Annotated in this window: 19 protein-coding genes and 1 tRNA gene; 12 read left to right on the forward strand and 8 right to left on the reverse strand. The window is 60.3% G+C overall.

Features of this window, described 5'->3' with window-relative positions; genetic code table 11:
- The first annotated feature begins 330 nt into the window (after nucleotides 1-330).
- From ACWHXP_RS16310 to ACWHXP_RS16330, 5 genes are all read left to right on the forward strand, one after another.
- Nucleotides 331-2,292: a methyl-accepting chemotaxis protein gene (locus ACWHXP_RS16310; RefSeq protein ID WP_420840868.1), complete on the forward strand. Its 1,962-nt coding sequence runs from the start codon at nucleotides 331-333 to the stop codon at nucleotides 2,290-2,292.
- A 145-nt stretch (nucleotides 2,293-2,437) separates the two neighbouring features.
- Nucleotides 2,438-4,390 carry a DNA mismatch repair endonuclease MutL gene (gene mutL / locus ACWHXP_RS16315; protein ID WP_209567993.1) on the forward strand — a complete coding sequence of 651 codons (1,953 nt, stop codon included), beginning with the start codon at nucleotides 2,438-2,440 and terminating at the stop codon, nucleotides 4,388-4,390.
- Between the two features lie 10 nt (nucleotides 4,391-4,400).
- Nucleotides 4,401-5,357 (forward strand): tRNA (adenosine(37)-N6)-dimethylallyltransferase MiaA, encoded by a 957-nt coding sequence (miaA, locus tag ACWHXP_RS16320; RefSeq protein ID WP_204727163.1) that lies wholly within the window; start codon nucleotides 4,401-4,403, stop codon nucleotides 5,355-5,357.
- 93 nt (nucleotides 5,358-5,450) lie between these two features.
- Nucleotides 5,451-5,527: transfer RNA gene (locus ACWHXP_RS16325), tRNA-Met, on the forward strand.
- Between the two features lie 106 nt (nucleotides 5,528-5,633).
- Complete coding sequence (locus ACWHXP_RS16330; RefSeq protein ID WP_489635548.1) at nucleotides 5,634-5,894, forward strand: hypothetical protein; 261 nt, start codon at nucleotides 5,634-5,636, stop codon at nucleotides 5,892-5,894.
- Nucleotides 5,895-5,991: 97 nt separating this feature from the next.
- On the opposite strand, the gene ACWHXP_RS16335 is transcribed toward ACWHXP_RS16330, so the two are convergent.
- Together ACWHXP_RS16335 and ACWHXP_RS16340 are read right to left on the reverse strand one after the other, a co-directional pair.
- Nucleotides 5,992-7,551, reverse strand: coding sequence for a DNA polymerase (locus tag ACWHXP_RS16335; protein WP_489635547.1), 1,560 nt, complete (start codon nucleotides 7,549-7,551; stop codon nucleotides 5,992-5,994).
- Nucleotides 7,544-9,211 carry an RNA-directed DNA polymerase gene (locus ACWHXP_RS16340; protein WP_489635546.1) on the reverse strand — a complete coding sequence of 556 codons (1,668 nt, stop codon included), beginning with the start codon at nucleotides 9,209-9,211 and terminating at the stop codon, nucleotides 7,544-7,546. The genes ACWHXP_RS16335 and ACWHXP_RS16340 overlap by 8 nt, the downstream gene beginning before the upstream one ends.
- Nucleotides 9,212-9,432: 221 nt before the next feature.
- Between ACWHXP_RS16340 and ACWHXP_RS16345 the strand changes: the two genes are divergently transcribed.
- From ACWHXP_RS16345 to ACWHXP_RS16355, 3 genes are all read left to right on the forward strand, one after another.
- Nucleotides 9,433-10,263 (forward strand): MetQ/NlpA family ABC transporter substrate-binding protein, encoded by an 831-nt coding sequence (locus ACWHXP_RS16345; RefSeq protein WP_489635545.1) that lies wholly within the window; start codon nucleotides 9,433-9,435, stop codon nucleotides 10,261-10,263.
- 624 nt (nucleotides 10,264-10,887) lie between these two features.
- Entirely contained in the window at nucleotides 10,888-12,312 is a 1,425-nt protein-coding gene (locus ACWHXP_RS16350; protein ID WP_489635544.1) for a GGDEF domain-containing protein, read from the forward strand.
- 68 nt (nucleotides 12,313-12,380) lie between these two features.
- The gene (locus ACWHXP_RS16355; RefSeq protein WP_489635850.1) at nucleotides 12,381-13,175 is read left to right on the forward strand and encodes a TIGR02285 family protein; all 795 of its coding nucleotides are present in this window, start codon (nucleotides 12,381-12,383) and stop codon (nucleotides 13,173-13,175) included.
- A gap of 9 nt (nucleotides 13,176-13,184) precedes the next feature.
- Here ACWHXP_RS16355 and ACWHXP_RS16360 read toward each other — a convergent pair whose 3' ends face one another.
- The 6 genes from ACWHXP_RS16360 to ACWHXP_RS16385 form a co-directional block, all read right to left on the reverse strand.
- Nucleotides 13,185-14,375 carry an AGE family epimerase/isomerase gene (locus ACWHXP_RS16360; RefSeq protein WP_489635543.1) on the reverse strand — a complete coding sequence of 397 codons (1,191 nt, stop codon included), beginning with the start codon at nucleotides 14,373-14,375 and terminating at the stop codon, nucleotides 13,185-13,187.
- Between the two features lie 26 nt (nucleotides 14,376-14,401).
- Nucleotides 14,402-15,418: an ABC transporter permease subunit gene (locus tag ACWHXP_RS16365; RefSeq protein ID WP_034332147.1), complete on the reverse strand. Its 1,017-nt coding sequence runs from the start codon at nucleotides 15,416-15,418 to the stop codon at nucleotides 14,402-14,404.
- A 2-nt stretch (nucleotides 15,419-15,420) separates the two neighbouring features.
- A complete protein-coding gene (locus tag ACWHXP_RS16370) occupies nucleotides 15,421-17,013 on the reverse strand; it encodes a sugar ABC transporter ATP-binding protein (RefSeq protein ID WP_489635542.1) in 1,593 nt (530 codons plus the stop codon).
- 120 nt (nucleotides 17,014-17,133) lie between these two features.
- Nucleotides 17,134-18,084: an ABC transporter substrate-binding protein gene (locus tag ACWHXP_RS16375; protein WP_039790115.1), complete on the reverse strand. Its 951-nt coding sequence runs from the start codon at nucleotides 18,082-18,084 to the stop codon at nucleotides 17,134-17,136.
- A gap of 98 nt (nucleotides 18,085-18,182) precedes the next feature.
- Entirely contained in the window at nucleotides 18,183-18,812 is a 630-nt protein-coding gene (locus ACWHXP_RS16380; RefSeq protein ID WP_489635541.1) for a nucleoside/nucleotide kinase family protein, read from the reverse strand.
- Nucleotides 18,813-19,235: 423 nt separating this feature from the next.
- Complete coding sequence (locus ACWHXP_RS16385) at nucleotides 19,236-19,844, reverse strand: cysteine hydrolase family protein (protein ID WP_489635540.1); 609 nt, start codon at nucleotides 19,842-19,844, stop codon at nucleotides 19,236-19,238.
- 184 nt (nucleotides 19,845-20,028) lie between these two features.
- On the opposite strand from ACWHXP_RS16385, the gene ACWHXP_RS16390 reads away from it, so the two are divergent.
- From ACWHXP_RS16390 to ybeY, 4 genes are all read left to right on the forward strand, one after another.
- Complete coding sequence (locus tag ACWHXP_RS16390; RefSeq protein ID WP_051156696.1) at nucleotides 20,029-20,892, forward strand: LysR family transcriptional regulator; 864 nt, start codon at nucleotides 20,029-20,031, stop codon at nucleotides 20,890-20,892.
- A gap of 193 nt (nucleotides 20,893-21,085) precedes the next feature.
- Nucleotides 21,086-22,426: a tRNA (N6-isopentenyl adenosine(37)-C2)-methylthiotransferase MiaB gene (miaB, locus tag ACWHXP_RS16395; RefSeq protein WP_489635539.1), complete on the forward strand. Its 1,341-nt coding sequence runs from the start codon at nucleotides 21,086-21,088 to the stop codon at nucleotides 22,424-22,426.
- Nucleotides 22,427-22,456: 30 nt separating this feature from the next.
- Nucleotides 22,457-23,584 carry a PhoH family protein gene (locus ACWHXP_RS16400; RefSeq protein ID WP_034332135.1) on the forward strand — a complete coding sequence of 376 codons (1,128 nt, stop codon included), beginning with the start codon at nucleotides 22,457-22,459 and terminating at the stop codon, nucleotides 23,582-23,584.
- Complete coding sequence (gene ybeY / locus ACWHXP_RS16405) at nucleotides 23,571-24,026, forward strand: rRNA maturation RNase YbeY (protein WP_134221408.1); 456 nt, start codon at nucleotides 23,571-23,573, stop codon at nucleotides 24,024-24,026. Before ACWHXP_RS16400 ends, ybeY begins: the two co-directional genes overlap by 14 nt.
- Nucleotides 24,027-24,339 lie beyond the last annotated feature (313 nt).

A 24,339-nucleotide genomic window follows, 5' to 3' on the forward strand; every position in this document is an offset into this window, starting at 1 on the left:
TGCTGACGATATACTGACTCGCTTCCCCGCAAGTACCGTGATTTCAGCATGAACGTTGGGCCTCCGTGCAAGGAAGGCCCCTGACGTGAGTGACCGCGTTGCATTGCCGTTTCGGCAATCCGATGCAGCATGCCGCTCCTCCGGCCAAGCTGTCATCGGTACGCAGGCACTGTGTTGCAGGACCTTCCGGAAGACGGAAAGAAGGAGGGCAAACGATGGCGAGATGGGCGCGTAGTCAGCGATCGCCATCGGTCCTCGGATGGTTTTGGTTCGGTATTTGCTTTTCCACACCCTTTGACTTCAAGAACAACAACAGCCATGGCTAATGCAATGTCTGATGCGCGCGGCGCATCTCTGTTCCATCGCTCGGTCGGTGCAAAACTGACTGCCATGACGGTAGCCCTGGTGGGCATCGTCTTCGTGATCGCACTGATGCTGATCACTTACTCCGCTTCACGCATGGTGGAATCGCGCTCCATCGAACAGATGGGCAACGACGCGCGCGGCGTGGCCAACATGGTGGGCATCTTCGACCGCTCGGTGAACAGCCAGGTGGACCGCTTCTCCACCATGTTCGACAAGGAATTCGGCAAGCTCACCCTGGACGAAAGCCGCACCGTGCAGATCGGCGACCGCGCCACGCCGGTGCTGTCCAATGATGGCCGCGAACTGAACATGGATTTCTCCATCCCCGACCGCTTCACCGCCCACACCGGCGTGACCGCCACAATCTTCGCCAAGACCGGCGATGACTTCGTGCGCGTGTCAACTTCCGTCAAGAAAGAAAATGGCGAACGCGCCGTCGGCACCCTGCTTGACCGCGCCCATCCCGGCTATGCCGCCCTGAAGTCCGACAAGACCTACAGCGGCGTGGCCACCCTGTTCGGCAAGCAGTACATCACCAAGTACGTGCCCTTCAAGAATGACGCCGGCCAGATCATCGCCGCGCTCTACGTGGGCATCGACATCTCGGCCGACGTCAAGGCGCTGAAGGACCAGATCAAGTCGCTCAAGATCGCCGAGACCGGCAATTTCTACGCGCTCAATGGCCGCGAAGGCAAGGACCAGGGCGTGATGATTGCCGGTGCCCCGCGCGAAGGCAAGGAAGAAGGCGGCAACCTGATCGAGGCCAAGGATGCTGGCGGCAACACCTACATCAAGACCCTGGTGCAGCAGAAGGAAGGCCAGCTGCGCTACACCGGCAGCGATGGCCGCCAGAAGATCGCCGTCTTCACTCACTATGCCCCGTGGAACTGGGTCATCGTCGGTGAAGCGGCGGTCGATGAGATCACCCGCGAAGTCAACTCGATGCGCAATCTCTACATCGGCCTGGGCCTGCTGTTCCTGGCGGTGCTCGGCGCGATCCTGACGGTGATGATCAACCGCATGATCACCCGTCCGCTGGATGCGGTGTGCAATGCCGCCGACCGCATCGCCGGTGGCGACCTCACCACTCGCCTGCACGTGCACAGCAGCGATGAGATCGGCCGCCTGATGGGCGCCTTCAACGGTATCAGCATGGGCCTGTCGGAAGTGGTCTCCAGCGTGCGTGCCGGGACCGAAGAAATCAACACCGCCGCCAGCGAGATCGCGGCCGGCAACCTCAATCTGTCTTCGCGTACCGAGCAGCAAGCGGGTGCCCTGGAAGAAACCGCCTCGGCCATGGAAGAGCTGACCTCGACCGTGAAGCAGAATGCCGCCAACGCGATTCAAGCCGATGAACTGGCCGGTTCCGCTTCGGAAGTCGCCAGCCACGGCGGCGACGTCGTGGGTCAGGTAGTGCAGACCATGGATGCCATCAACAGCTCTTCGCAGCGCATCGTCGACATCATCAGCGTGATCGATGGTATCGCCTTCCAGACCAACATCCTGGCATTGAACGCGGCGGTGGAAGCGGCCCGCGCCGGTGAGCAGGGACGCGGCTTCGCCGTAGTCGCCACCGAAGTGCGTACGCTGGCCCAGCGCAGCGCCTCGGCCGCCAAGGAAATCAAGGAACTGATCGACGCCTCGGTGCAGACCGTGGCCGGTGGCGGCCAGCTGGTCTCCCAGGCCGGCAACACCATGAATGACGTGGTGGCCAGCGTGCAGCGCGTCTCCACCGTCATCAGCGAGATCACCACCGCCAGCCGCGAACAGAGCGAAGGCATCGACCAGATCAACCGTGCCATCGCGCAAATGGATGAGAGCACCCAGCAGAATGCAGCGCTGGTGGAGCAGGCCGCAGCCGCCGCGCAATCGCTGCAGCAGCAGGCCGAGCGCCTGGCTGCCGCAGTGAGCACCTTCCGTGTGTAAATCGTTTATATCGTTTGCATGATTTTCTGCGCGGCGATCCGCGGATTGCCCTGCAGAAAACCCTGATCGCATCAGCTCCCAAGAAGCCGCCCCCCGGGCGGCTTCGTCACATCCGGCCCCTGGCGTCGGCAGGTATAATCCCGCCATGAACGCACCGCACTCCTCCCCCGCTTCCGAACCGGCTGCCGCCCCGTCCCACCGCCCCATCCAGGCCCTGCCCGATCAGTTGATCTCGCAGATTGCCGCTGGCGAGGTGATCGAACGTCCTTCCGCCGTGGTCAAGGAATTGCTGGAGAACGCGCTTGATGCCGGCTCCACGCAAATCACCGTGCGCCTGGAGCAAGGCGGGGTCAAGCGCATCGCCATCACCGACAACGGACGCGGCATTCCACCTGAGCAATTGCCGCTGGCACTGGCGCGCCATGCGACGTCCAAGATTGCGTCGCTGACTGACCTGGAGAATGTCTCCACGCTCGGCTTCCGCGGCGAGGCGCTGGCCTCGATTGCCTCGGTGGCGCAGCTCACGGTAACGAGCCGCACCGCCGATGCCCCGCATGCATGGGAAATCACCGGCTCCCAATTTGGTACCGTGGCCCCGGCCTCGGGCGCACAGGGCACGACCATCGACGTGCAGGACCTGTATTTCAACACCCCGGCGCGGCGCAAATTCCTCAAGTCGGAACAGACCGAATACGGCCACTGCGCCGAGGTCGTGCGGCGTATTGCGCTGGCGCGTCCGGATGTGAGTTTTTCGCTGTCGCATAACGGCAAGACGGTCGATCACTGGAACGTCGGTGAATTCGCCAAGCGCAGCGCCCACATCCTCGGCGACGAATTCGCCAACGCGCGCCTGCCGCTCGACGAGAGCGCGGGCCCCTTGCGCCTGCATGGATTCGTCGGCCTGCCGACGGCCTCGAAGGCACGCGCCGATGGCCAGTATTTCTACGTCAACGGCCGCTTCGTCCGTGACAAGCTGCTCACCCACGCCGTGCGCGCCGCCTATCAGGATGTGCTGCATGGCGACCGTTATCCGGCCTATGCGCTGTCGCTGACGCTGGACCCGGCGCTGGTGGATGTGAACGTGCACCCATCCAAGATCGAAGTGCGTTTCCGCGATAGCCGCGCGGTACACCAGTTCGTGTTCCACGCAGTCTCGCGCGCGCTGGCGCAGACCTCGGCCGTGTCCTTCGGCAATCTGCCGCAGCAACAGACCGAGAGCGCCGAGGGCGCGCCCGCTCCCGCCAGTGGCCCGAATGCCCCGCTGCCCTGGATGCGCGAACAGAAACAGCAGAGCTTCTCCGCCCAGTTCGCTGAACAACCGCGCCCGTTCTCCTTTGCCGGCAACGGCGGACCGGGCAGCGGCGGCTTTGGCGTACGCCAGGATCGCGCGGCCTACGGCAACATGTTCCGCAGCGAGCCTGCCGGGCAGAGCGACAGTGGCAATGCGGCGGCAGGCTTCAACAGCGCAGCCTTCCAGTCTGCTGCACAGCCCGCCGCCCCCCTGCCGGACGGCGACTTCCCGCTAGGCTTCGCGCTGGCGCAACTGCATGGCATCTACGTGCTGGCGCAGAACCAGGCCGGCCTGGTGGTGGTGGACATGCATGCCGCACATGAACGCATCCTTTACGAACAACTGAAGACCGCGCTCGATGGCAACGAGATGTTCGTGCAGCCGCTGCTGATTCCGGTCACCTTCTATGCCGATCCGGTGGAAGTGGGCACGGTGGAAGAACATCAGGAAACGCTGTCGGCCCTGGGCTTCGACATTGCCGTAATGTCCCCGACCACGCTGGCCGTGCGTGCCGTCCCGGCGCTGCTGAAGAACGCTGACGCCCAGACGCTGGCCCGCGACGTCCTGCGCGATGTGCGCGAGTACGGCGGTTCGCGTGTCTTGCTGGAGCGCCGCAACGAACTGCTCGGTACGCTGGCCTGCCATACGGCGGTGCGTGCCAATCGCAGCCTGACGCTGCCCGAGATGAACGCGCTGCTGCGCCAGATGGAAGCCACCGAACGTTCCGACCAGTGCAACCACGGCCGTCCGACCTGGACCCAGATGGGCCTGTCGGATCTGGACAAGCTCTTCCTGCGTGGTCAGTAAGGACAGTGCGATGACCCAGCAACTGCCTCTGGCGGTGGCCATCATGGGCCCCACTGCGTCCGGCAAGACTGCCGCTGCGCTGGAGATTGCCCGCCACCTGCCCTGCGAAATCATTTCCGTCGATTCGGCCCTGGTCTATCGCGAGATGGATATCGGCACCGCCAAGCCCAGCCCGGAAGAGCTGGCTGCGGTGCCACATCACCTGATCGACATCATCGACCCGACCGAAGCTTACTCGGCCATGCAGTTCCGCCAAGATGCGCTGCGGCTCACGCTGGAGATTGCATCGCGCGGCAAGCTGCCCTTGCTGGTGGGCGGCACGATGCTGTATTTCAAGGTGCTGCGCGACGGGCTGGATGAGCTGCCGCAGGCCGATCCGGCATTGCGTGCGCAACTCGACGAGGAGGCGGCACGGATCGGCATGCCGGCCATGCATGCGCGCCTGGCGACGCTGGACCCGGTCACGGCTGCGCGACTGAAGCCGACTGACAGCCAGCGCATCCAGCGTGCGCTGGAGATCAGCTTGCTGACGGGGCAGCCGATGTCGTCCTTGCTGTCGCAGAAGCCGCCTGAGCCGCTGCCGTTCGAGATGCTGCCGCTGGCGCTGGAACCGGCGGATCGTGCGGTGCTGCATGAGCGCATTGCGCTGCGCTTTGATCTGATGCTGCGCGGTGGCGCGCTGGAACGTGAAGTCGCCGCTTTGCGCGCGCGGGGCGACCTGCATCTGGGGCTGCCGTCGATGCGTTGTGTGGGGTATCGCCAGATGTGGGAGTACCTGGACGGCAGCATCGATGCCACGGCCCTGCGCGAGAAAGGCATTGCGGCCACGCGCCAACTGGCCAAGCGCCAGCTGACCTGGCTGCGTTCGATGCCGGAGCGCATCAGCATCGACTGCAACCGCCCGGAGGCTACGGCCGAGGTGCTGGCGCGGGTGCAGCAAGCCTTGGCGGAACGCCGCGCCGGATGAGCTGCCGGGGCCTGTGGATAAAATTAAGAGGGAAATGCGGAAAAAGTATTGACAGAAGGCGATTGGACCTCTATAGTCTCGGGCTTGCCTCCTGGTGATATAGCTCAGCTGGTTAGAGCACAGCACTCATAATGCTGGGGTCGGTGGTTCAAGTCCACCTATCACCACCAGATACCCGTCGCTGCATGTGCAATCATGCGTATGCGGCGCCGTCCGAAAAACCCGCCTCTTCGAAAGAAGGGCGGGTTTTTTGTTTTGGGTCATTGAGAGTTGATTGTGCAAGAGCAAGCTAATGCTCTTAAAGAGGCAATCCTCGAGACTGCCCGAGAAGAAATGCTATCGCATGCTGCTGATCAACGCGTAATTCTGGCGTTAGATGATATTCGCCCCGGACTGCGCAGTGAACAGCAGAAAACAAGCCTAAATGAATTACCCAAGCTGACTGCCGCGGAAAAACAGCAGTTGCAAGCGCATGATTCTGAGGATGACATTCCGAACGAAGACAGTGAAGCAAACGCCATAATCGACATGGAATAGCGATTACGGAGTTGCAGCGTCGCAATTTTCCAGACAAATCTCCGATTCACGAAAGGGATACCGATAAAAACTTAGCCTCAAATTCAATAATCCCGTCCTACGCGACTGCTCTATAAAACGGTTCTAGAGATGCCTTCCCCGTAATCCTTCCACCAAAATGCGCGGTCATAACTTCGCCGAAAATCTCAACCAACCTTTGAGGTACGTAATCTCTTCTATGCTCTACCAAAACGGCATCATGCATCGGCACCAAAATTCTTATCGGCTCATTCCCCAACTTTAGTAAAGCCTTTTTGAAAATTAATGACGCTGTTCCTTGCACGACCTGATTTACGCATGCCCGCTTCTCTCGCTCTGTCAACCGTTCACTTCCCGCGCGACGCTGGAAATTCCCAACATCTGTTCCTACTTTCCCCTCCCGCTCAAAACGAGACTCAACACTCTTCTTCCACTCTTCAAACACTGTAAACTGGGAGAAAAAAGTCTTCACCCGTGATCGATCTGCTCCGTGCTCAACGGCCGCCTGCACTAGGAATTTAGGTTTCATTCCATAGGCATAAGAAAGAAAAAGCCTTTTGGCAATTTTTCTGTCATTTTCCGTCCCAAAAATATCTACAGACAAAGTCGAGTAGATATCGGATGAAGAATAAAGGCGCAACATATTAGGATCCTCTGATATGGCGGCCATTATTCCGACCTCAAATTGATCGTAATCCACATAGGACAGAGCAAGGTCAGCATCAGGGACGATAATATTCCGGTATTGTTTTGCCAAATTTTGTAAGACAGGATTTTTAAAATAAATACGTGAAGTTACGGACCCGAAAATATCGATGATGGGGCGAGCTTTCTTACGCGAGACCGGTAGCGCATCGAGTATGCCGCGAGAAGCATCGAGCTTTCTCAACCGCAACACATCCTCTCCAAAACTATCGGGAGTGCGGAGAAAGCGCAGTACCGCATCAACCGACACTTCTGAAAAATCAAAACCTAGTGGCATGAGGCGTTTCGCGATAGCATTATCGCTAGGGACCTCCAAGGGAAAATCATGTTTATCGGAAAACTTTTTAAGAGCTGAATAATATTGATAAGAGATGTCTTGCTTGTGCTCACGCAAAACATCTACCTGGATTCCAATACCGCTTACGATGTGTTTGTATAGCAGATTAAAGATTGGAATCTCAATGGCATTCTGGCGCTCCAACTCTCCTGCATCATGTGCTTGAATTATCAGCTGCTTCCAATGCTCTAACAAACACGCTGCAAATGCAGCATATCCATCCTCTTCAAATTCCTTCTCCTTATTGAACATTTCCGAGTATGTTTTCGGAACCGTTCCATCCTCCAAAGTAGCTGCCAGAATTTTGGCAATTCCCTTACGATCCCTCTCTAATCGATCTTCTCTAAATCCGCTTATGGAGACGGAAAACTCTTGAACATCGATTACGGTTTTAGGAAGACTTTTCACTGCATCGAAAATTGCAGGCGCGATCAACCAATAATCGTGACAGAGCAACACGCCCTGAAAATTTATTAGTTCGGCAGCAGATACTTCTTTAATCTTTCCCTCTTTTTCTTCATACAAAAAGAATCGATCATCACCATTTTCTGCATAATCTTTCAGGAAAAGAAAAACTACAATACGCTCATTATTCATATGGGCTAATTTGATCGAAAATCTCTAAAATAGAACTCTTTTCTCGGTCTGCCAGTGGACGCTTCTTTTCATCAAAGAATTTAGAAGCTCGAAGAACAGTTCCCCTCACCTTCGTCCCCAAAATCTCCACCAACGGCTTTAAATCTTCCTTAGGAAGATCTTTTGTTCCAAACAAAAAGTAGCGTTGGTGCATGTAAGGCCAATTTGCATCGAAGCGGGCTACTAGCGGCTTTAGCCTTTGTGCCTCACCCACACAGTTAAGGTAAATAAAAATGGCAGACACTTCGACTGACAACGGCTTTGCCAATAATTTTGTCTCGGCAATACTAATTAAGCGATCGCTTTTATGTCCTTTTCTGGCTAGCACAAACCAGAGATGATAGTTTTGCCACTCATAAATACACGCTCCCTCATCACCAAGAAACTCCTCTATGAATAAGAGATTTTCATCAGACAAATTAAGTATCGACAGTAGGCGGCAATATTGATCTGTAGATGCCGCTTGGTCTTGAAGACTGTTCAATATCAATTGAACCAAGTCCGCCGATATTAGAGAACCAAGATCAAACAAATCCGAATCGACCAATCGAATCAATCTATTGACCGCAAATCTGAACTGCCGCGATTGAGTCTCTTTCTTCTCAATGCACGCCTTTAGCATTTGATAAACAAGCGGCACAGATCTGGCAATAACTCTTCTACTTCGAGATCGCCACATCGTCTCAATCGCAAGACTTCTATCGTCAGTATTTGGGAAGTGTTGAGCGATTACCTCTGGCGTGTCTTCTGCCGTAAGAATCGTAGTCTTGGCAGAGTTGATGTTCATACCTACTGTACGAAGCTGCCCAATCAACTGATGCAACGCTTTTCTGGCATGCTGCGGACTATCGCAAATGATTCGTATATCATCGACATACCGATAGTAGTCATAACCCAAATCGACCATCCCAAGGTCCACATCGGAAAGAACTACGTTTGCAATAAAAGAAGACGGATCTCTATTTTGCGGAAGACCATGCCGCTCACTGAAACTCCATCGGGCCAATAGATCGGTGAGCGTCGATATCGCATTCCGAATTTGAAACTTTTCTTTCCCATTGGCGTTAATTCGCTCCAGCTTCCCATAGAAAGCCTTCCGAATGGAATCGATCGTTATATTCTCGAAGTAATTTATAAGATCCGTAACTAGTAGTACTTTCCCATCCTTGAATGCAGTCAGTGTCACCCCTTCGAAAGTGCCCCACAACTTGATTCGGTTTTTGAAAAGATACTTAGTCTTTGCTTCCCCGTCGTTATAGCGATGACCAAGGGAGCGGTGGGACAACATCGGGTCATAGTATTTGATCAGGAACGAGCAAATCGCCTGATAAATAAAGCGGTCGTAAAAATCTGTCTCAAGGGCGTAACGGATTCCGAGTCCCTTTTTTGGAATATCGCATATCTGACGTGAGCTAGCCTGATATCTCCCATTTCCCTCTAGCAACAGCTCGGCAATCAGTGTTTTTAAATTATGCTTACCCGCGAAAAGATCTTTGTACTGAATCGCATCATGAAACCAGTCATCCCTCATGTCTTGGTTCAAATGGGCTAGCACTTCCTCACACTCGATCGGAAAACTCAAAACCCCGTCCTTACCCCAAATGTCTGGCTCGTTTGCCATGCATCCCCCAATTTTTTCTTGTCTCGTGGGATCTTATCGCATTTTCGACAGCTGTCTGCTCTTGACCTACGAAGCTGCTCATTCGGACATTCCGGATTTGCTGCGCTTACTCGAATCCCCAAGAAGCAAATGCGAAATCGTTTGTTTGGCCACTGAAGAGCCCTGCCTATACTGGCATCCCTCTTCCCACCATTCTGACCTTTCTCGCAAACAGGCCCTTCATGACCGCTTCCCCCTCGCTCACCCAACGCTGGATACCAAAGCTCACCATACTGCTCGCCAGCTTGGCCGCAGCAGGCACCATACTGGCCGCCCCGCTCAAGATCGGCGTAGTACCCGGCGTCTTCGCCGACTCCGTGGAAGTGGCCGCCAAGGAAGCCAAGAAACAAGGCCTCGATGTGCAAGTCATCGAATTCAGCGACTGGGCCACACCCAACATCGCGCTGGATGCCGGCGACATCGACCTGAACTACTACCAGAACAGCAATTACCTGGCCAATGCCGTGCGCAGCAAGGGATTCAAGCTCACCAGCGTGCAGGCTGGCATCCTCTCCTACCTGGGCCTGTACTCCAGCAAATACAACTCCCTGGCCGATCTGCCCAACGGCGCCAAGGTGGCCATCGCCAGCGATCCCGTCAACGTCGGCCGCGGCCTGCGCCTGCTGCAGCACGCAGGCCTGATCACGCTACGCCCTGACACAGGGCTGCTCGGCACCCAGGCCGACATCGTCTCCAATCCCAAGAAGCTGCAGTTCGTCGAGGTCGAGGGACCGCAACTGGTCCGCGTGACGCCCGATGTGGATCTGGCGCAGGGCTTCCCCTATTTCATCATCGCCTCCAAAGCATTCGATGCGCACAAGGGACTGGCCTATACCAGCTACGAGGATGATTCCTGGGCAATCCAGTTCGTGGCCCGCAGCGACAAGACAAACGATCCGCGCATTGCCCGGTTCCTCACCATCTACAAAAATTCGGAAGCAGTGCGCAGCAGTATCCAGGCGTTCTATCTCAACGACCAGAAACTCTATCGCCTGGCCTGGCTGAAGAAGTAAGCCACCCTACGCAGTATCGTTACCTTTCTTGGAAACGAGCGCGCGGTTGATATTCATCCTGGCAGTTGCAACTCAAGTACGCGCGCAAGCCCGGCAAGCCGAACAGTCGTCATCACGGTGACGGCTGTTCATTTCCAGCGCACCCTGCGCCGCGCAGTCAGCGCATCAAACCTGCGAAGGATCTCCGCTCATGCCGCAGGGCAACGGCGAGCGCACAATCCTCACCAACACTCCTGCCTCGGCGGCAATGATGCGAACGAGATGGACAATTTGCTTACGTTCAAGCAGCTTTCACCAACATCTTAGCAACACCTGACGTTAGAATTTACCCCGCACGTGAACAGCAATTAAGCGGCCCGCTAACGGCCCTCATCACATCCGCGGGAGGAGATTCAATGCGGCAGTTCCACGCCATGCCAAAGCAGCGCATCCGTAATAATGCGCGCTGGTCCGTCGTGGCTACAACCATCGCCGCATTGCCTGCACACCACGCCATGACGCCACGCAGCGTCTCGCCATCGGTCGCCCGCACCCCTCGCGCTGGCACGATGTCTGCATACCGCATCAGCATTGCGTTGCAAGCACGCGCGAACTCCTGAGCAAGGCAACCCGCTACGCAAGAACATGAATTTGCTCTCCAAGAATTCCCTGGCAGTCCATCTGCTGCGCATCATCTTCGGCAGTTACTTTCTGGTGACGCTGATCGTGACCTGCCTCCAACTTGGCGCTGAATATGAGCACACGCAATCCGGTGTGGACAACGAATTGCGGGCCATGGACCTGACCTTCGGTGCCAGTCTGGCCAGCTCCACCTGGCGCTTCCAGGGGGACGTGCAAAAGGCCACCCTGCGCGGCATCAGCAACCTGCCCGTGGTCACCGGGGTGAAGATCGAAGACCCGCAAGGCAAGCTGGTGATGGCCCTGGGCAATATCATCGATCACGATGGCAAACAGATCCACGTCGACGCCGACGGCGCACGCAGTGCCGTCAAGCCGGGCTTCTTCAATGCCGCCACCAGCCATCGCTTCCCGATTCTCTATCGCGATGAACACGGCGTCACCCACGACATCGGTGCCTGGACCGTCTATTCCAGCCGCCAGGTGGTGATCCGCAAGGTGGCCTACGGCTTTACGCTGATCCTCATCAACTCGGTCATCAAGACGCTGGTGCTGTGGTTCATCTTCCTCTACGTCTTCCACCGCTGGCTCGGACGGCCCATCACCCGGCTGTCGGACTTCGTACGCGGGCAGGATCTGAACCAGCCCGACCACCCCGACAATCCGCAACGCATCCGCCTGCGCGGACGCACGCGCCATGAGCTGCACTTCCTGGCCGATGCCATCAACGCGATGCTGTCCAGCCTGCGCAAGCAGTCACGCCAGAACCGCGCGCTCTACGCGCAACTGGAACAGGAAAAGGAATCCCTGCGCGCCCTCAACAAATCGCTGGAGCTGCGCATCGCCGAACGCACGCGTGATCTGGCGCAGGCCAACGAGCGTCTGCGTTCACTCAGCCTCACCGATGGCCTCACCGGCATCGCCAACCGCCGCAGCTTCGACGAGACACTGGATCACGAATGGCGACGCAGCCTGCGCCACGCCAAGCCGCTGACGGTGGCTTTCATCGACGTCGACTGGTTCAAGCCCTACAACGATCATTACGGCCACGTTGCAGGGGATGCGGTCTTGCGCCAGGTAGCGCAGACACTGCAGCACACCATCGGCCGCGCCGGTGAAACCGTAGCGCGCTATGGCGGCGAAGAATTCGCGGTGATCCTCGCCGAGACCGATGGCCTCCAGGGCCAGCACATCCTGCAGCGCATGTGCGATGCCATCCATGCGCTGAACCTGCCGCATGCCGGATCCGCTCTGGGCCGCATTACCATCAGCGCCGGCGTGGCCTGGTGCATTCCGGCCCATCCCGACGCGCGGCTGGAATCCTTGCTGCAAGCGGCCGACCGGGCGCTCTATCAAGCCAAGACCGATGGCCGCAATCGTGTGTTGCTGGCACCGGCGTCGCCGCCGTCGTCTTCCGCGGCCCCCATCTGAAAAGGAAGTCGCGCATGCTCCACCGTCATTGGCTCAAACCCATCGCCCACTTGGTGTGCTGCGCGTGCATGGCGGCCATGCTGCCCGTTGCGATGGCAGCCGACCAGATCACCTGGGGCAAATACAATGTGCCGCCCTACATGATTCGCAGCGGAGAATTCGCGCATCAGGGCATCTTCGATCTCACCCTCAACGTGCTGAAAAAGGAAATGCCCGGCTACGAGCACGTCGAACTGGAGGCCCCCTTCCCGCGCATCAACAGCGAGATCCGCAAGGGCAGTCACTGGTGCTTCAACGGCATGCTCAAGACCCCGGAGCGCGAATATTACGGCTACCTCTCGCTGCCGATGTCGATCTTCCTGCCACTGCGCATCATCGTGCGGCGTGATCGCGTGGAGGAGTTCAGGCACCGGACCTCGCTGACGGGCTTGCTGCAAGACCCACGGCTGACTACATCGGTGATGCGTGACCGCTCCTACAGCCCGACGGTGGACAAGCTGCTGGCCACCTATCCGCCGCGTGAAAATTATTCCGAACAGATGGAAGCGATCGGCATGCTGCTGGCCGGCCGCCTTGACTACATGGTTGAGCTGCCGCTGCTGGCCTTCGACCAGGCGCGCGCCATGGGCCATGCCGGCGAACTGGTGGCGCTGCCGATGCAGGAGGCCAATGAAGTCGTCTTCAATCGCGTGATGTGCCCCCATAACGAATGGGGCCGGCAAGTGGTGGAGCAGGTCAACAAGGTCCTGCTGGCCGAACGCGCCAAGCCATCGTATCGCGCCATCGTCGAGAAATGGCACGATCCGGAATCGGTGGCGGAAATCCGCAAGATCTATGACAAGGTATTCCTGAAGATTCCCTGAGCGTGTTGCTCACACGTGCAGGCCGCCCGCTTCCATCACATCCCAGCACGCGCCCATGGTGTGATAGTCGACCTTGCCGGCGGGCGACTTGGTGTCTTCCAGCTTGCTGCCATCGGCGGCCAGAATGCGGAACCAGGCCCCGTGATGATGATCGACCAGATGCGCCCAGCTCCACGCCCAGATGGCGTGATACTGCTGGCGGAAACGTTCTTCCCCGGTCACGCGCCACAAACGCCATGCACTGGCGAAAGACTCGGCCTGGACCCAGAAATATTTGTCGGTGTCATACGGCCGCAGCTCCGGATCGAAGCCGTAGATCAAACCGCCATACAGGGCATCCCAGCCATGCTGCCACGCCGCGTCCTGCAATTCGGCAGCACGCGTCACGTAGGCCGGGCGCGGCTCCTGTGCATGCGCGATCAGCAGCAGCTTGGCCCACTCGGTCTGGTGGCCGGTCTGGAAGCCCCATGGCTTGAAAATGTTGTCGCGGTTGCCGCGGTTGTAGTCGTGATCCAGGGACCAGTCCTGACGATAATGCTCCCACACCAGATCCTGCGATTGCCGTGCCAATCCAAACACGAAGCGCTTGATCAGCAACTGCGCACGCTCCAGGTAGACCGCGCGCCCGGTGGCGACATGCGCAGCGAGGCAGGCTTCGCACATGTGCATGTTGGCGTTCTGGCCGCGATACGGAATCAACTCGCCGGAGGGCGTGATCTCGTCCGCATACGCTTCATGCGCAGGCTCAAAGAAAGCGCTCTCCATGCGTTCATACGCCTGCGCCACCTGCTGCGCATCACACAGGCCGACGCGGTGTGCCTGCGCGAATGCCAGCAGCACGAAGGCCTGGCCATAGGCCATGACGGTGCCATCCTCGATCTGGCCATCGCGCAGGGTCCAGGCATACAGGCCGGCCAACGGTCCCTCTGCATGACGGAAGCGCTGCAGATGCGCCAGGGCATGGCGCGTCTGTTCCAGATAGCGTGATTGCCCGGTATGCAGATACGCCATGGACTGCGTGAAGACCAGCCGCGTCGCGCTGACCAGATGCCGATGGCTGCGCTCATAGACGCTGCCATCGTCCTTCAGGTAGTGAAAGAATCCGCCCTCGGGATCGATGGCATGGCGGTCGTAAAAGGCCAGCGTATCGGCCACATGCGCCTGCAGGAAGGCGCGGCTTTCGAGATCGGGAAGGGACATGCCGGCTCCGGATGGGGAAGAGAGTGTCATTGCGCGGCATCCTTCTGACGCCATTTGTCGAGGATCACGGCCAGCACGATGACCGCGCCCTTGGCCACGTATTGCCAGAACGAGGACAGGCCGAGGATGGTCAGCCCGTTGTTCATCACGCCGATGATCAGTGCCCCTACCACCGTCCCCCAGATCGTGCCCACGCCCCCCATGAGGCTGGTACCGCCCAGCACCACGGCGGCAATCGCGTCCAGTTCATAGCCGCTGCCCCAGTTGCCGTTGGCGCCATACAGGCGGCTGGCCGACATGGCACCGGCCAGGCCGGCGAACAGGCCGCTGATCGAATACACGAACAGCAGCACCAGTCCCACGCGGATACCGGTCAGGCGCGCCGCCTGCAGGTTGCCGCCGATGGCGTAGATGTGCATGCCCAGCACCGTCTTGCGCAGGATCACCCAGGACAGCAGCACCACCGCGACCGCCACCCAGATCAGCCAGGGGACGTGCAGGAAATCGCCATTGCCTATCCATTCGAAACTGGGGATGTCATTGTTCAACACCGTAGTGCCATCGGCCAGCAGATAGGCCGCCCCGCGGAAGGCCGTCATCGTGCCCAGCGTCACCACGAAGGCATTGATGTTGAGGAAGGCCACCATGGCCCCGTTGACCATGCCCATCAACAGCCCCGACACGATGAACATGGGAATCGACCAGCCCGGCGCGGCACTGAGCGATATCTGCATGCCCAGCACGGCAGAGACAGCGAGCACCGAGCCGACCGACAAGTCGATGCCGGCGGTAAGGATGACGAAGGTCATGCCGGCCGCCAGCACCAGGTTGATGGCGACCTGGCGCAGGATGTTCATGGTGTTTTCGGCGGTGGCGAAGTTGGAACTGCCGTCGCCGCTGAGATAGATGGTGAGCGCATAGAACAGCAGATACAGCACCACCAGTACCGGCAACATGCCCAGCCGGTGCAGCAGCCATTGCGACGCCGTGGAAGAGGAACGCGCCGCAGCCGCGTTCTTGTGCAGAGGAGTTGGATGAGCCATGACTAGGAGGAATGAGAAGAAGGAGAAGAAGGCAAGCCCGAATGCGCCATGCCGTAAGCCGGAGCGGCCTGTCCATGCGCACCATGCATGCCCCCCGCATCGGTGGCCAGATGCATGATGGCTTCCTGGGTGATGGCCGCGCCGGCCAGTTCACCGGTGATGCTGCCCTCGCGCATGACCAGCACGCGGTCGCAGATGCCGATCACTTCCGGCAGCTCGCTGGAGATGACCACGACGGCCACGCCTTGTTCGGCCAGCTTGTGGACAAGTTGATAGATCTCGCTTTTGGCATAGATATCCACACCCCGCGTGGGCTCGTCCAGGATCAGGACCTTGGGTGCAATCTCCAGCCAGCGCGCCAGCAGGACTTTCTGCTGGTTGCCGCCGGAGAGCTTGCCCACCGCCACGCCGGGATGCGCGACCTTGACGTTGAGGCGCTGGATGGCATCGCGCGCCACGCCATCCAGCGCGCCGCTGCGTACCAGTCCCAGCGTGCTGTGGCGGCCCGCCACGTTCATGGTGGCGTTGGCTCCCACGGCCATCTGCAGGAACAGGCCCTGGCCCTTGCGGTCTTCCGGCACGTAGGCGATGCCGGCGCGCATGGCGGCGCGCGGTTCATCTATCTGCACGGCCTGGCCATCCAGCAGCACGTGGCCGCCGCTGCGGGCATCGGCACCGAAAAGCAGGCGCGCCAGTTCGGTACGCCCGGCACCGACCAGTCCGGCAAAACCGAGTACCTCGCCGGCACGCACCGCGAAGCTGGCCGGCCTGACCTTGCCGCCCGCCAGATCCTGCACCTGCAACACCACCGGCAAGGCCGCCGCGCGTTCCGGGGCCATGCGGGTGTGCTGGTAGAACTCGCCCAGCGAGCGGCCCACCATCATCTGCACGATGCGTTCGGAATCGATCTCCTCGCGCGCCAGTTCGCCCACGAAGCTGCCATCGCGCAGTACCGTCACGCGATCAGCGAGGGCATACACCTCGGCCATGCGATGGCTGATGTAGATGATGGCCAGGCCCTCATCGCGCAGGCGTTTCACCACGCCGAAGAGATGCTCGGTCTCGCGTTCGGAGAGCGCCGCCGTCGGTTCATCCATGATGACGATGCGGCTGCGATGCACCAGGGCACGGGCGATTTCGACCTGCTGCTGTTCGGCGATGGAAAGACGTCCGGCCCGGTCCGAGGCACGGAAGCTGGCACCCAATTGGCGGAGGACGGCATCGGTGCGCGCGCGCATGGCGGCGTGATCGATCAGCCCCCAGCGTGTGCGCAGTTCGCTGCCCATGAAGACATTGGCGGCCACGCTGATGTTGGGCGCGACCGCCAGTTCCTGGTAGATCAGGTTGATGCCGGCAGCGCGGCTGGCACCGGGGTCGCGCAGCGAGACCGGCTTGCCGTCCAGCAGGATCTGGCCGTCATCGGGCGCATGGACGCCGGACAGCACTTTCATGAGCGTGCTCTTGCCGGCGCCGTTCTCGCCCATGAGGGCGTGGATCTCGCCGGGGCGGATGGTCAGGTGCATGTCCGACAGCGCGCGCGTGGCCCCGAAGGACTTGCTGATGCCGGTCATCTGCAGAATGGGAGTGGAAGTCATGGCAATCAAGGAAAGCAGCCGCGGGGCGGCAAGCGCGTCCCGCAGCCGGAAGATCTCCTGACTGCGGGCGCTGCGGATCGGGCTCGCTCACCTGTCAGGTGAGCTGCCAGATGCGTGGCTTCAGTTGGCCGGGACCCAGCCCTTGTAATCCGCCACGTTGTCGCGCGTGATCAACTTGACCGGCAGCAGCTTGACGGCCTTCTCGGGGGCGCGGCCATTCATGACCTGATAGCCGATGGCCACGCTTTCAGCAGCCATGCCATACGGGTCCTGCGCGGGCGAGGCGGCGAAGAGCGACTTGCTGTCCTTGAGCGCGCGCTCGGCATCGGGTGCGCCATCGACCCCGGTGATGACCTTGATGTCGCTGCGCTTGGCCTGGCGGATCGCCAGCTCGGCCCCGATGGCAGTCGGGTCGTTGATGGCGAAGACTCCATCGATCTTGCCTTGCGCGGCCAGCAGGTTGGACATGGTGGTCATGCCGCCATCACGGCTGCCGCCGGCGTTCTGGTTGTCGGAGAGGATCTTGATGCCGGGCGATTTCTTGAACTCGGCCTTGCAGCCGGTGACGCGATCCATCACCGCCGACACCGGCGGACCATTGACGATGACCACATTGCCCTTGCCCTGCAGCTTGTCGGCGATGAACTTGCAGGACTCGGCGCCGGCCATGGTGTTGTCCGACATGACGGTGACGTCCGCACCTTCTGCGGCCACGTCCACGGCCACCACCACGATGCCGGCCTTCCTGGCCTTCTTCACGGCCGGGCCGACGCCCTTGGAATCGGCGGCGTTGAGCACGATCAGGTCAACCTTGTTGGCGATGAAGTTCTCGATCTGGCCGACCTGGGTGTTGAGGTCATACTTGGAGGAGACCACGGTGACCTTGGCGTCCGGATTGATCTTGTGGGCGCCGCTTTCAGCGCCCTTGGCGATGGCCACGAAGAAGGGATTGGCCAAATCGCCGAGGGTGACACCGACCGATTTGAGGGGCTTGTCCGCCGCCTGTGCAGTGGCCGTGGCGGCGCCCAGTGCAAGAGTGGCGCAGGCGATGGCGAGGGTTTTCTGGATCATGCTGGTCTCCGTTCTTGTTGGAAGTTCGAGGGGGATGGCTGGGGCCTGTCGCGACCCTTTGCTACTTGCTGCTTGCTGCATACAACACGCCGGAACGGTCAGTCCCGGCGAACAATCTGGTCGGCACGGCTGCGCGTCGTTTCGATCAGCGCTGCGTTGATTTCATCGCTGTGCATCACCCACGCCTCGGCCTCTTCCGGACTGCGGCCAAACTGCACGTGGCGCGCAATCAGCCGCTGCAGCCGCACGGCAGGATCGACATCGACATACCAGACCTCATCGAGCAAGGGCCGCACGCGCGACCAGTGGCCGCGGTCGAGCAGCAGGTAATTGCCTTCGGTGATGATGAGCCGGGTATCAGCAGGGATGGCGATGCTGCCGGCAATGGCTTCCTCGATCTCGCGCAGGAATTGCGGTGCGTAGATGACTTCATCGGCCTGCTGCTGGCGCAGCCGCGCCAGCAGGTGGACGTAACCGGCGCTGTCGAAGGTATCTTCCGCCCCTTTGCGCGTGGCGCGGCCCAGCCGTGCCAGCTCCGCATTGGCGAGGTGGTAGCCATCCATGGGCAGGATGACGGACTGCGTCAGTCCGTGCGCCTGTGCATGCGCCAGCAGCGAAGCGGCGAACGTGGACTTGCCGCTGCCGGGCGGACCGGCGATGCCGAGTATGGTGCGCTGGCCTCGGGCCAGCAGCGCTGCAAGCCGGTCGCTGAAGGGGGCCGGAATCATGGTCGACTCATTCCTTTTTCTAAGGACGGCCTGCCAGGCCATCCGTGCGCGCCGTGCGCGTTCTTTATTGAAATGCAGCACAACAGCAGCTTCTCCTGTTGTGCTTGCCTCGCCCATCTGCCGCATGGCAGGCGGCTGTCGTGCCAACCGGATGCGGACATGCGCGAATTGCGGAAAGCCGACAAACTAAGCGATTCTGTCTCCTGAATTTCAGCACTCCTGAATATTCATGCGTTATTTCTAATTATTGCTAGTTCCTCGTCGTCAACGTGATGAAATTTTCTTTGAATTTTTTCGATATCGATCCCCTTATGAATAAGTCAGATCATTTTCAAGCTGCATGAAAAAAGGACGCTACCTCGGTGGTAGCGTCCTTGTGATTGTCTTTTTCGCGCAGTGCGAAAAAGCCGTCATGCAATGAGATCAGGCCCCGGCCAGCGCCGCCGCATCTGCCACCACGGTGGCATAGCGATCGGCCAGTTCGGTCAGCGCCACACGCTGGACCTCGGCCGCCTTGACCGGCGCACCGCCCAAGGGATCAGGCAGGTCGCGGGTAGCGCAGGCAGCCGCCACGACCGTGGAGGCATAGCCATGGTCCAGTGCCGAGCGCACGGTCGCGCTCACGCACATGTGGGTAGCAAAGCCGGTCACGATCAGGGACTTGCGGCCGGTCTTCCTGATGGCCTCGTCCAGCGCGGTACCGGCGAAGGCATTGGGCAGGCCCTTGGGCAGCACCAGCTCGTCGCCCTGCGGCTGCACGCCGTCGATGATGGCCACGTGCGGACCTTGCGGATCGAACATGGCACTGCCCGGCTTGCTGTGGTGGACGATGTGGATCACCGGCGCACCGGCGGCACGGGCCTGGCGCAGCAGCTCGGCGATCTGGCCGACCGCGGCATCGATGCCGGCCAGCGGGGCGCGGCCGGTGGTGTATTCGGTCTGGTGGTCGATGATGAGCAGGACGGCTTCCTGCCAGGTGGCGGCGCGGGCGCTGCCACCTGCGATCTGGATCAGGGTATGGGGAGAGGACATGCGCGGTTCCTTGTTAAAAAATGTTCGAGAGAAGTCGATAAAACGCTGCAACTGAACGTCAATGCACAGTGACGGACCATCTTAGTCCGATAAAATTCGCACTGCCATTCACCAAAATCGCCAGGCCCCTGTGAAAAAATTAACAGCCCGCAGCAAGGCCGCGCCCTTGCCCTCCCCGCAAGCCATGCATGCCGCCCTGGATGCCGACTGGGAGAGCCTGCGCAGCTTCGCGGCCTTCGTCGAAGCCGGCAGCCTCTCCGGCGCGGCCCGCGCGCTGGGCGTCACGCATGCCACCATCGGCCGCCGCCTGCAACTGCTGGAAGAGGCCCTGCAGGGTCCGCTGTACCTGCGCCGCGCCGAGGATGTGGAACTGACCCGCCTGGGCGAGAGCGTGCTGACGGCTGCCCGCGCCATGCAGGAACAGACCCGGCAACTGGCGCGCACCCTGGCGGGCGGGGACCTGCGGCTGGAAGGCAAGCTGCGCCTGGCCTGCACCGATGCCATCGGGACCATGTTCCTGGCCCCGCGCCTGCCCGCTCTGCTGGAACAATGGCCAGCGCTGGACGTGGAATTCGCGCTGGGCCACCAGACCCTGAGCCTGGCGCGGCGCGAAGCCGACCTGGCCCTGCGCTTCGGCAAGCCCCAAGATGGCGAACTGATTGCCCGGCCGCTGGGCGCGGTGCGTTTTTACCTGTGTGGCACGGCCGACAACGTCGCGCTCTGGCGACGGGCGCGCAAGACGGCGCCCTTCGTGGCCTATGACGATGGCGTGCCGGACATTCCGGAGACGCGCTGGATCGCCGACCATGCCGCCGGCAACCCGGTGCGTTTGCGCAGCACCAGCCTGGTGGCGCAGTGCATGGCCGCGCGCGCTGGGGTCGGCCTGGCCTTGCTGCCAAGCTATCTGCTGGCACCGGAACTGCAGACTGTGGAGTCCGCGCCACAGCTGCAGCGCGAACTGTGGGCGGTCTTCCATCGCGACCTCAAGACCCTGCCCCGGCTGCGCGCCGTGCTGGCATGGCTGCAGGACTGCTGCGCGCAACTCTGAGAATTGCCTCATGGACAGGCCCACCCGGCGCTGGCGGCGGCTGCACGGGGCCTGCGGTGCTATAATCGCGAACCTCCGGGGATGGGCTCCACCACCGCTGCAGCAGCACATTCAAGCGGCCCGCCGCCCTCCTCCTCGCCGGCGCGCGCATGTTCCATGCGTCCTTCCTGCGCTCTTCGCCTGATAAAGATTTATGCAGAAAAAAGTATTCATCAAAACCTTCGGCTGCCAGATGAACGAGTACGACTCGGACAAGATGGCCGACGTGCTCCATCTCGCCGAAGGCCTCGTCAAGACCGATCGTCCGGAAGAGGCCGACGTGATCCTGCTGAACACCTGCTCGATTCGCGAGAAGGCGCAGGAGAAGGTGTTTTCCGACCTGGGCCGCCTGCGTGCGCTGAAGAAGGACAAACCCGACCTGCTCATCGGCGTGGGCGGCTGCGTGGCCTCGCAGGAAGGCGACGCCATCATCAAGCGCGCACCCTTCGTGGACATGGTGTTCGGTCCGCAGACCCTGCATCGCCTGCCGCAGATGATCTCCGAGCGGCGCTACAGCGGCCGTCCGCAGGTGGACATCAGCTTCCCCGAGATCGAGAAGTTCGACCACCTGCCGCCGGCCCGCGTGGAAGGGGCGACCGCCTATGTCTCCATCATGGAAGGCTGCAGCAAGTATTGCAGCTACTGCGTGGTGCCCTATACGCGCGGCGAGGAAGTCTCGCGCCGCTTTGAGGATGTGCTCACCGAAGTGGCCAGGCTGGCCGACCAGGGCGTGAAGGAAATCATGCTGCTGGGCCAGAACGTCAATGCCTATCGCGGCGTGATGGAAGACGGCGAGATCGCCGACTTCGCCCTGCTGATCGAATACATCGCCGAGCTGCCGGGCATCGAGCGCATCCGCTTCGTGACCAGCCATCCCAAGGAATTCTCGCAGCGCCTGATCGACACCTATGCCAAGGTGCCCAAGCTCTGCAATCACCTCTACCTGCCGGCGCAACATGGCTCGGACCGCACGCTGGCGGCGATGAAGCGCGGCTATACCGCGCTGGAATACAAGTCGGTGATCCGCCGCATGCGCAAGGTGCGTCCGGATATCACGGTGCAATCGGACTTCATCGTCGGCTTCCCCGGTGAGACCGAGGAAGATTTCGAAGCGCTCATGAAGCTGGTGGCCGATGTGGGCTTCGACAACAGTTTCTCCTTCATCTTCAGCCCGCGCCCCGGCACGCCCGCCGCCAGCCTGGCCGACGACACCCCGCAGGAAGTCAAGCTGGCCCGCCTGCAGCGCCTGCAGGCCGCGCTCAACGAGAACGCGGCAAAGATCAGTGCCGCGCAGGTCGGCACGGTGCAAAAGGTGCTGGTGGAAGGCATTTCCAAGCGCCGCGAGCATGAGCTGCAAGGCCGCACCGAGAGCAATCGCGTGGTCAACTTCGACGGTGGTCCGAACGGCCAGCGCCTCATCGGCGAGATCCTCGAAGTCCGCGTGACCGAAGCCTTCCCCTTCTCGCTGCGTGGCGAGATCGTGACCCGTCATTGATGATTCAATCCCCTTAACCGGAATCGTGCATTGAAAAAAATCCCCAATCAGCCTCATCACTTCACGCCCCAGCCGCTGGACAACAAGCGCCTGGCCAACCTGTGCGGTGCGCTCGATGAAAACCTGCGCCAGATTTCCGCCGCGCTGGACGTGACCATCTTCCGCCGTGGCGACCGCTTCGTGGTCACCGGCACCAATGCCGAACGCGCGGTGGAAGTGCTGGAACGTTTCTACGAGAAGGCCGACCGTCCGGTGGCCGTGGACGATATCCAGCTGGCCCTGGTGGAGCAGCGCGCCAACGCCGCCGCCGACGAAGAAGCCGGCCTGCCGCCACTGCCGGCGCGCCGTGGCAAGGCCGCTGCTGCACCGGCTGCGCCTGCCGCCGATGACAAGGACAGCCAGGACCCGCTGCCCGAGAGCCCCATCCTGAAGACCCGCAAGCACGACCTGCGCGGACGCACGCCGCACCAGAGCCAGTATCTGAATGCCATCCTCGAACACGACATCACCTTCGGTGTCGGCCCGGCCGGTACCGGCAAGACTTACCTGGCCGTGGCCTGCGCAGTCGATGCGCTGGAACGCGATGCCGTGCAGCGTATCGTGCTCACGCGCCCGGCCGTGGAAGCGGGTGAGCGCCTGGGCTTCCTGCCGGGCGATCTGGCGCAGAAGGTCGACCCGTATCTGCGTCCGCTGTATGACGCGCTGTATGATCTGCTGGGCTTCGACCGCACGCAGAAGCTCTTCGAAAAACAGGCCATCGAGATCGCCCCGCTGGCCTACATGCGCGGCCGCACGCTCAATCACGCCTTCATCATTCTGGATGAGGCGCAGAACACCACGCCGGAACAGATGAAGATGTTCCTGACCCGCATCGGTTTCGGCAGCAAGGCCGTCATCACCGGCGATGTCACGCAGGTCGACTTGCATCACGGCCAGAAGAGCGGCCTGGTCGATGCGCTGTCGGTGCTGCATGACGTGCGCGGCATCGCCTTCTCGCGCTTCACCAGTGCCGACGTGGTCCGCCATCCGCTGGTGGCGCGCATCGTCGATGCCTATGATGCCGCCGGCAACCCGCGCCCGGATACCGCGCGCGCCACTGCCCGCACTGCCACCAATCTCCTGACCAAATCCGCCAAGCCGCGCCATGCCAAAACATAAACTCACGCTGTCGGTGCAATATGCCGACGACCGCCTCAAGGACAGCATCACCCGCCCTCTCCTGCGCCGCTGGGTGCAGGCCGCGCTGTTTGCGCCGGCCGAACTGACGCTGCGTTTCGTCGGTTCCGAAGAAGGCCGTGACCTCAACCGCGACTATCGCGGCAAGGACTACGCCACCAATGTGCTGACCTTCGCTTATACGGAAGATGAAGACAGCGAAGTCACCGAAGCCGACATCATCTTCTGTACCGACGTGCTGGAGAAGGAAGCCGCCGAGCAGAAGAAGACCGTGGAAGAACACACCGCTCACCTGGTGGTGCATGGCGTGCTGCATGCGCAGGGCTATGATCACGAGGACGATGAGGAAGCCGACGAGATGGAAGCGCTGGAAACCGAGATCCTGGCTACCTTGGGCTACGACAATCCCTACAAGTCACGCTGAAGCAAGGACTGCCTTGCCGCTTCGGCAACGCAATCTGATGTCGCAAACAACGGTCTGCTACTGCAGGCCGTTTTTTGTTTCCGGCCCAGGTTTCATTTTTGTTGCTTTGCCTCAAGCCGTTGCCGCTTTATCACGCCAAAAAGTAATCGGTTTTTCCGATGTGATCATCGATTTTTTCCGTTTCGTAATGGAGTGACAATTTGACGGTGATTTTCCGCTGACATTTAACTAGGCAATTCAGGAAAAGCCCGATGGGAAGCGGACTCCGGCTGAACGAGAATGCTTCCACACCAATTAAACCCATCGGGGAGGA

The organism is Herbaspirillum sp. Her2, from assembly GCF_057961375.1.

Bases quoted from the DNA above. Each gene is read 5' to 3' on its own strand.
- ACWHXP_RS16335 (WP_489635547.1), bottom strand. From the start codon at position 7,551: ATGAATAATGAGCGTATTGTAGTTTTTCTTTTCCTGAAAGATTATGCA.
- ACWHXP_RS16385 (WP_489635540.1), bottom strand. From the start codon at position 19,844: ATGTCCTCTCCCCATACCCTGATCCAGATCGCAGGTGGCAGCGCCCGC.
- ACWHXP_RS16350 (WP_489635544.1), top strand. From the start codon at position 10,888: ATGAATTTGCTCTCCAAGAATTCCCTGGCAGTCCATCTGCTGCGCATC.
- ACWHXP_RS16310 (WP_420840868.1), top strand. From the start codon at position 331: ATGTCTGATGCGCGCGGCGCATCTCTGTTCCATCGCTCGGTCGGTGCA.
- ACWHXP_RS16390 (WP_051156696.1), top strand. From the start codon at position 20,029: ATGCATGCCGCCCTGGATGCCGACTGGGAGAGCCTGCGCAGCTTCGCG.
- ACWHXP_RS16340 (WP_489635546.1), bottom strand. From the start codon at position 9,211: ATGGCAAACGAGCCAGACATTTGGGGTAAGGACGGGGTTTTGAGTTTT.
- miaB (WP_489635539.1), top strand. From the start codon at position 21,086: ATGCAGAAAAAAGTATTCATCAAAACCTTCGGCTGCCAGATGAACGAG.
- ACWHXP_RS16375 (WP_039790115.1), bottom strand. From the start codon at position 18,084: ATGATCCAGAAAACCCTCGCCATCGCCTGCGCCACTCTTGCACTGGGC.
- ACWHXP_RS16370 (WP_489635542.1), bottom strand. From the start codon at position 17,013: ATGACTTCCACTCCCATTCTGCAGATGACCGGCATCAGCAAGTCCTTC.
- ybeY (WP_134221408.1), top strand. From the start codon at position 23,571: ATGCCAAAACATAAACTCACGCTGTCGGTGCAATATGCCGACGACCGC.
- ACWHXP_RS16365 (WP_034332147.1), bottom strand. From the start codon at position 15,418: ATGGCTCATCCAACTCCTCTGCACAAGAACGCGGCTGCGGCGCGTTCC.
- miaA (WP_204727163.1), top strand. From the start codon at position 4,401: ATGACCCAGCAACTGCCTCTGGCGGTGGCCATCATGGGCCCCACTGCG.
- ACWHXP_RS16345 (WP_489635545.1), top strand. From the start codon at position 9,433: ATGACCGCTTCCCCCTCGCTCACCCAACGCTGGATACCAAAGCTCACC.
- mutL (WP_209567993.1), top strand. From the start codon at position 2,438: ATGAACGCACCGCACTCCTCCCCCGCTTCCGAACCGGCTGCCGCCCCG.
- ACWHXP_RS16360 (WP_489635543.1), bottom strand. From the start codon at position 14,375: ATGTCCCTTCCCGATCTCGAAAGCCGCGCCTTCCTGCAGGCGCATGTG.
- ACWHXP_RS16380 (WP_489635541.1), bottom strand. From the start codon at position 18,812: ATGATTCCGGCCCCCTTCAGCGACCGGCTTGCAGCGCTGCTGGCCCGA.
- ACWHXP_RS16355 (WP_489635850.1), top strand. From the start codon at position 12,381: ATGGCGGCCATGCTGCCCGTTGCGATGGCAGCCGACCAGATCACCTGG.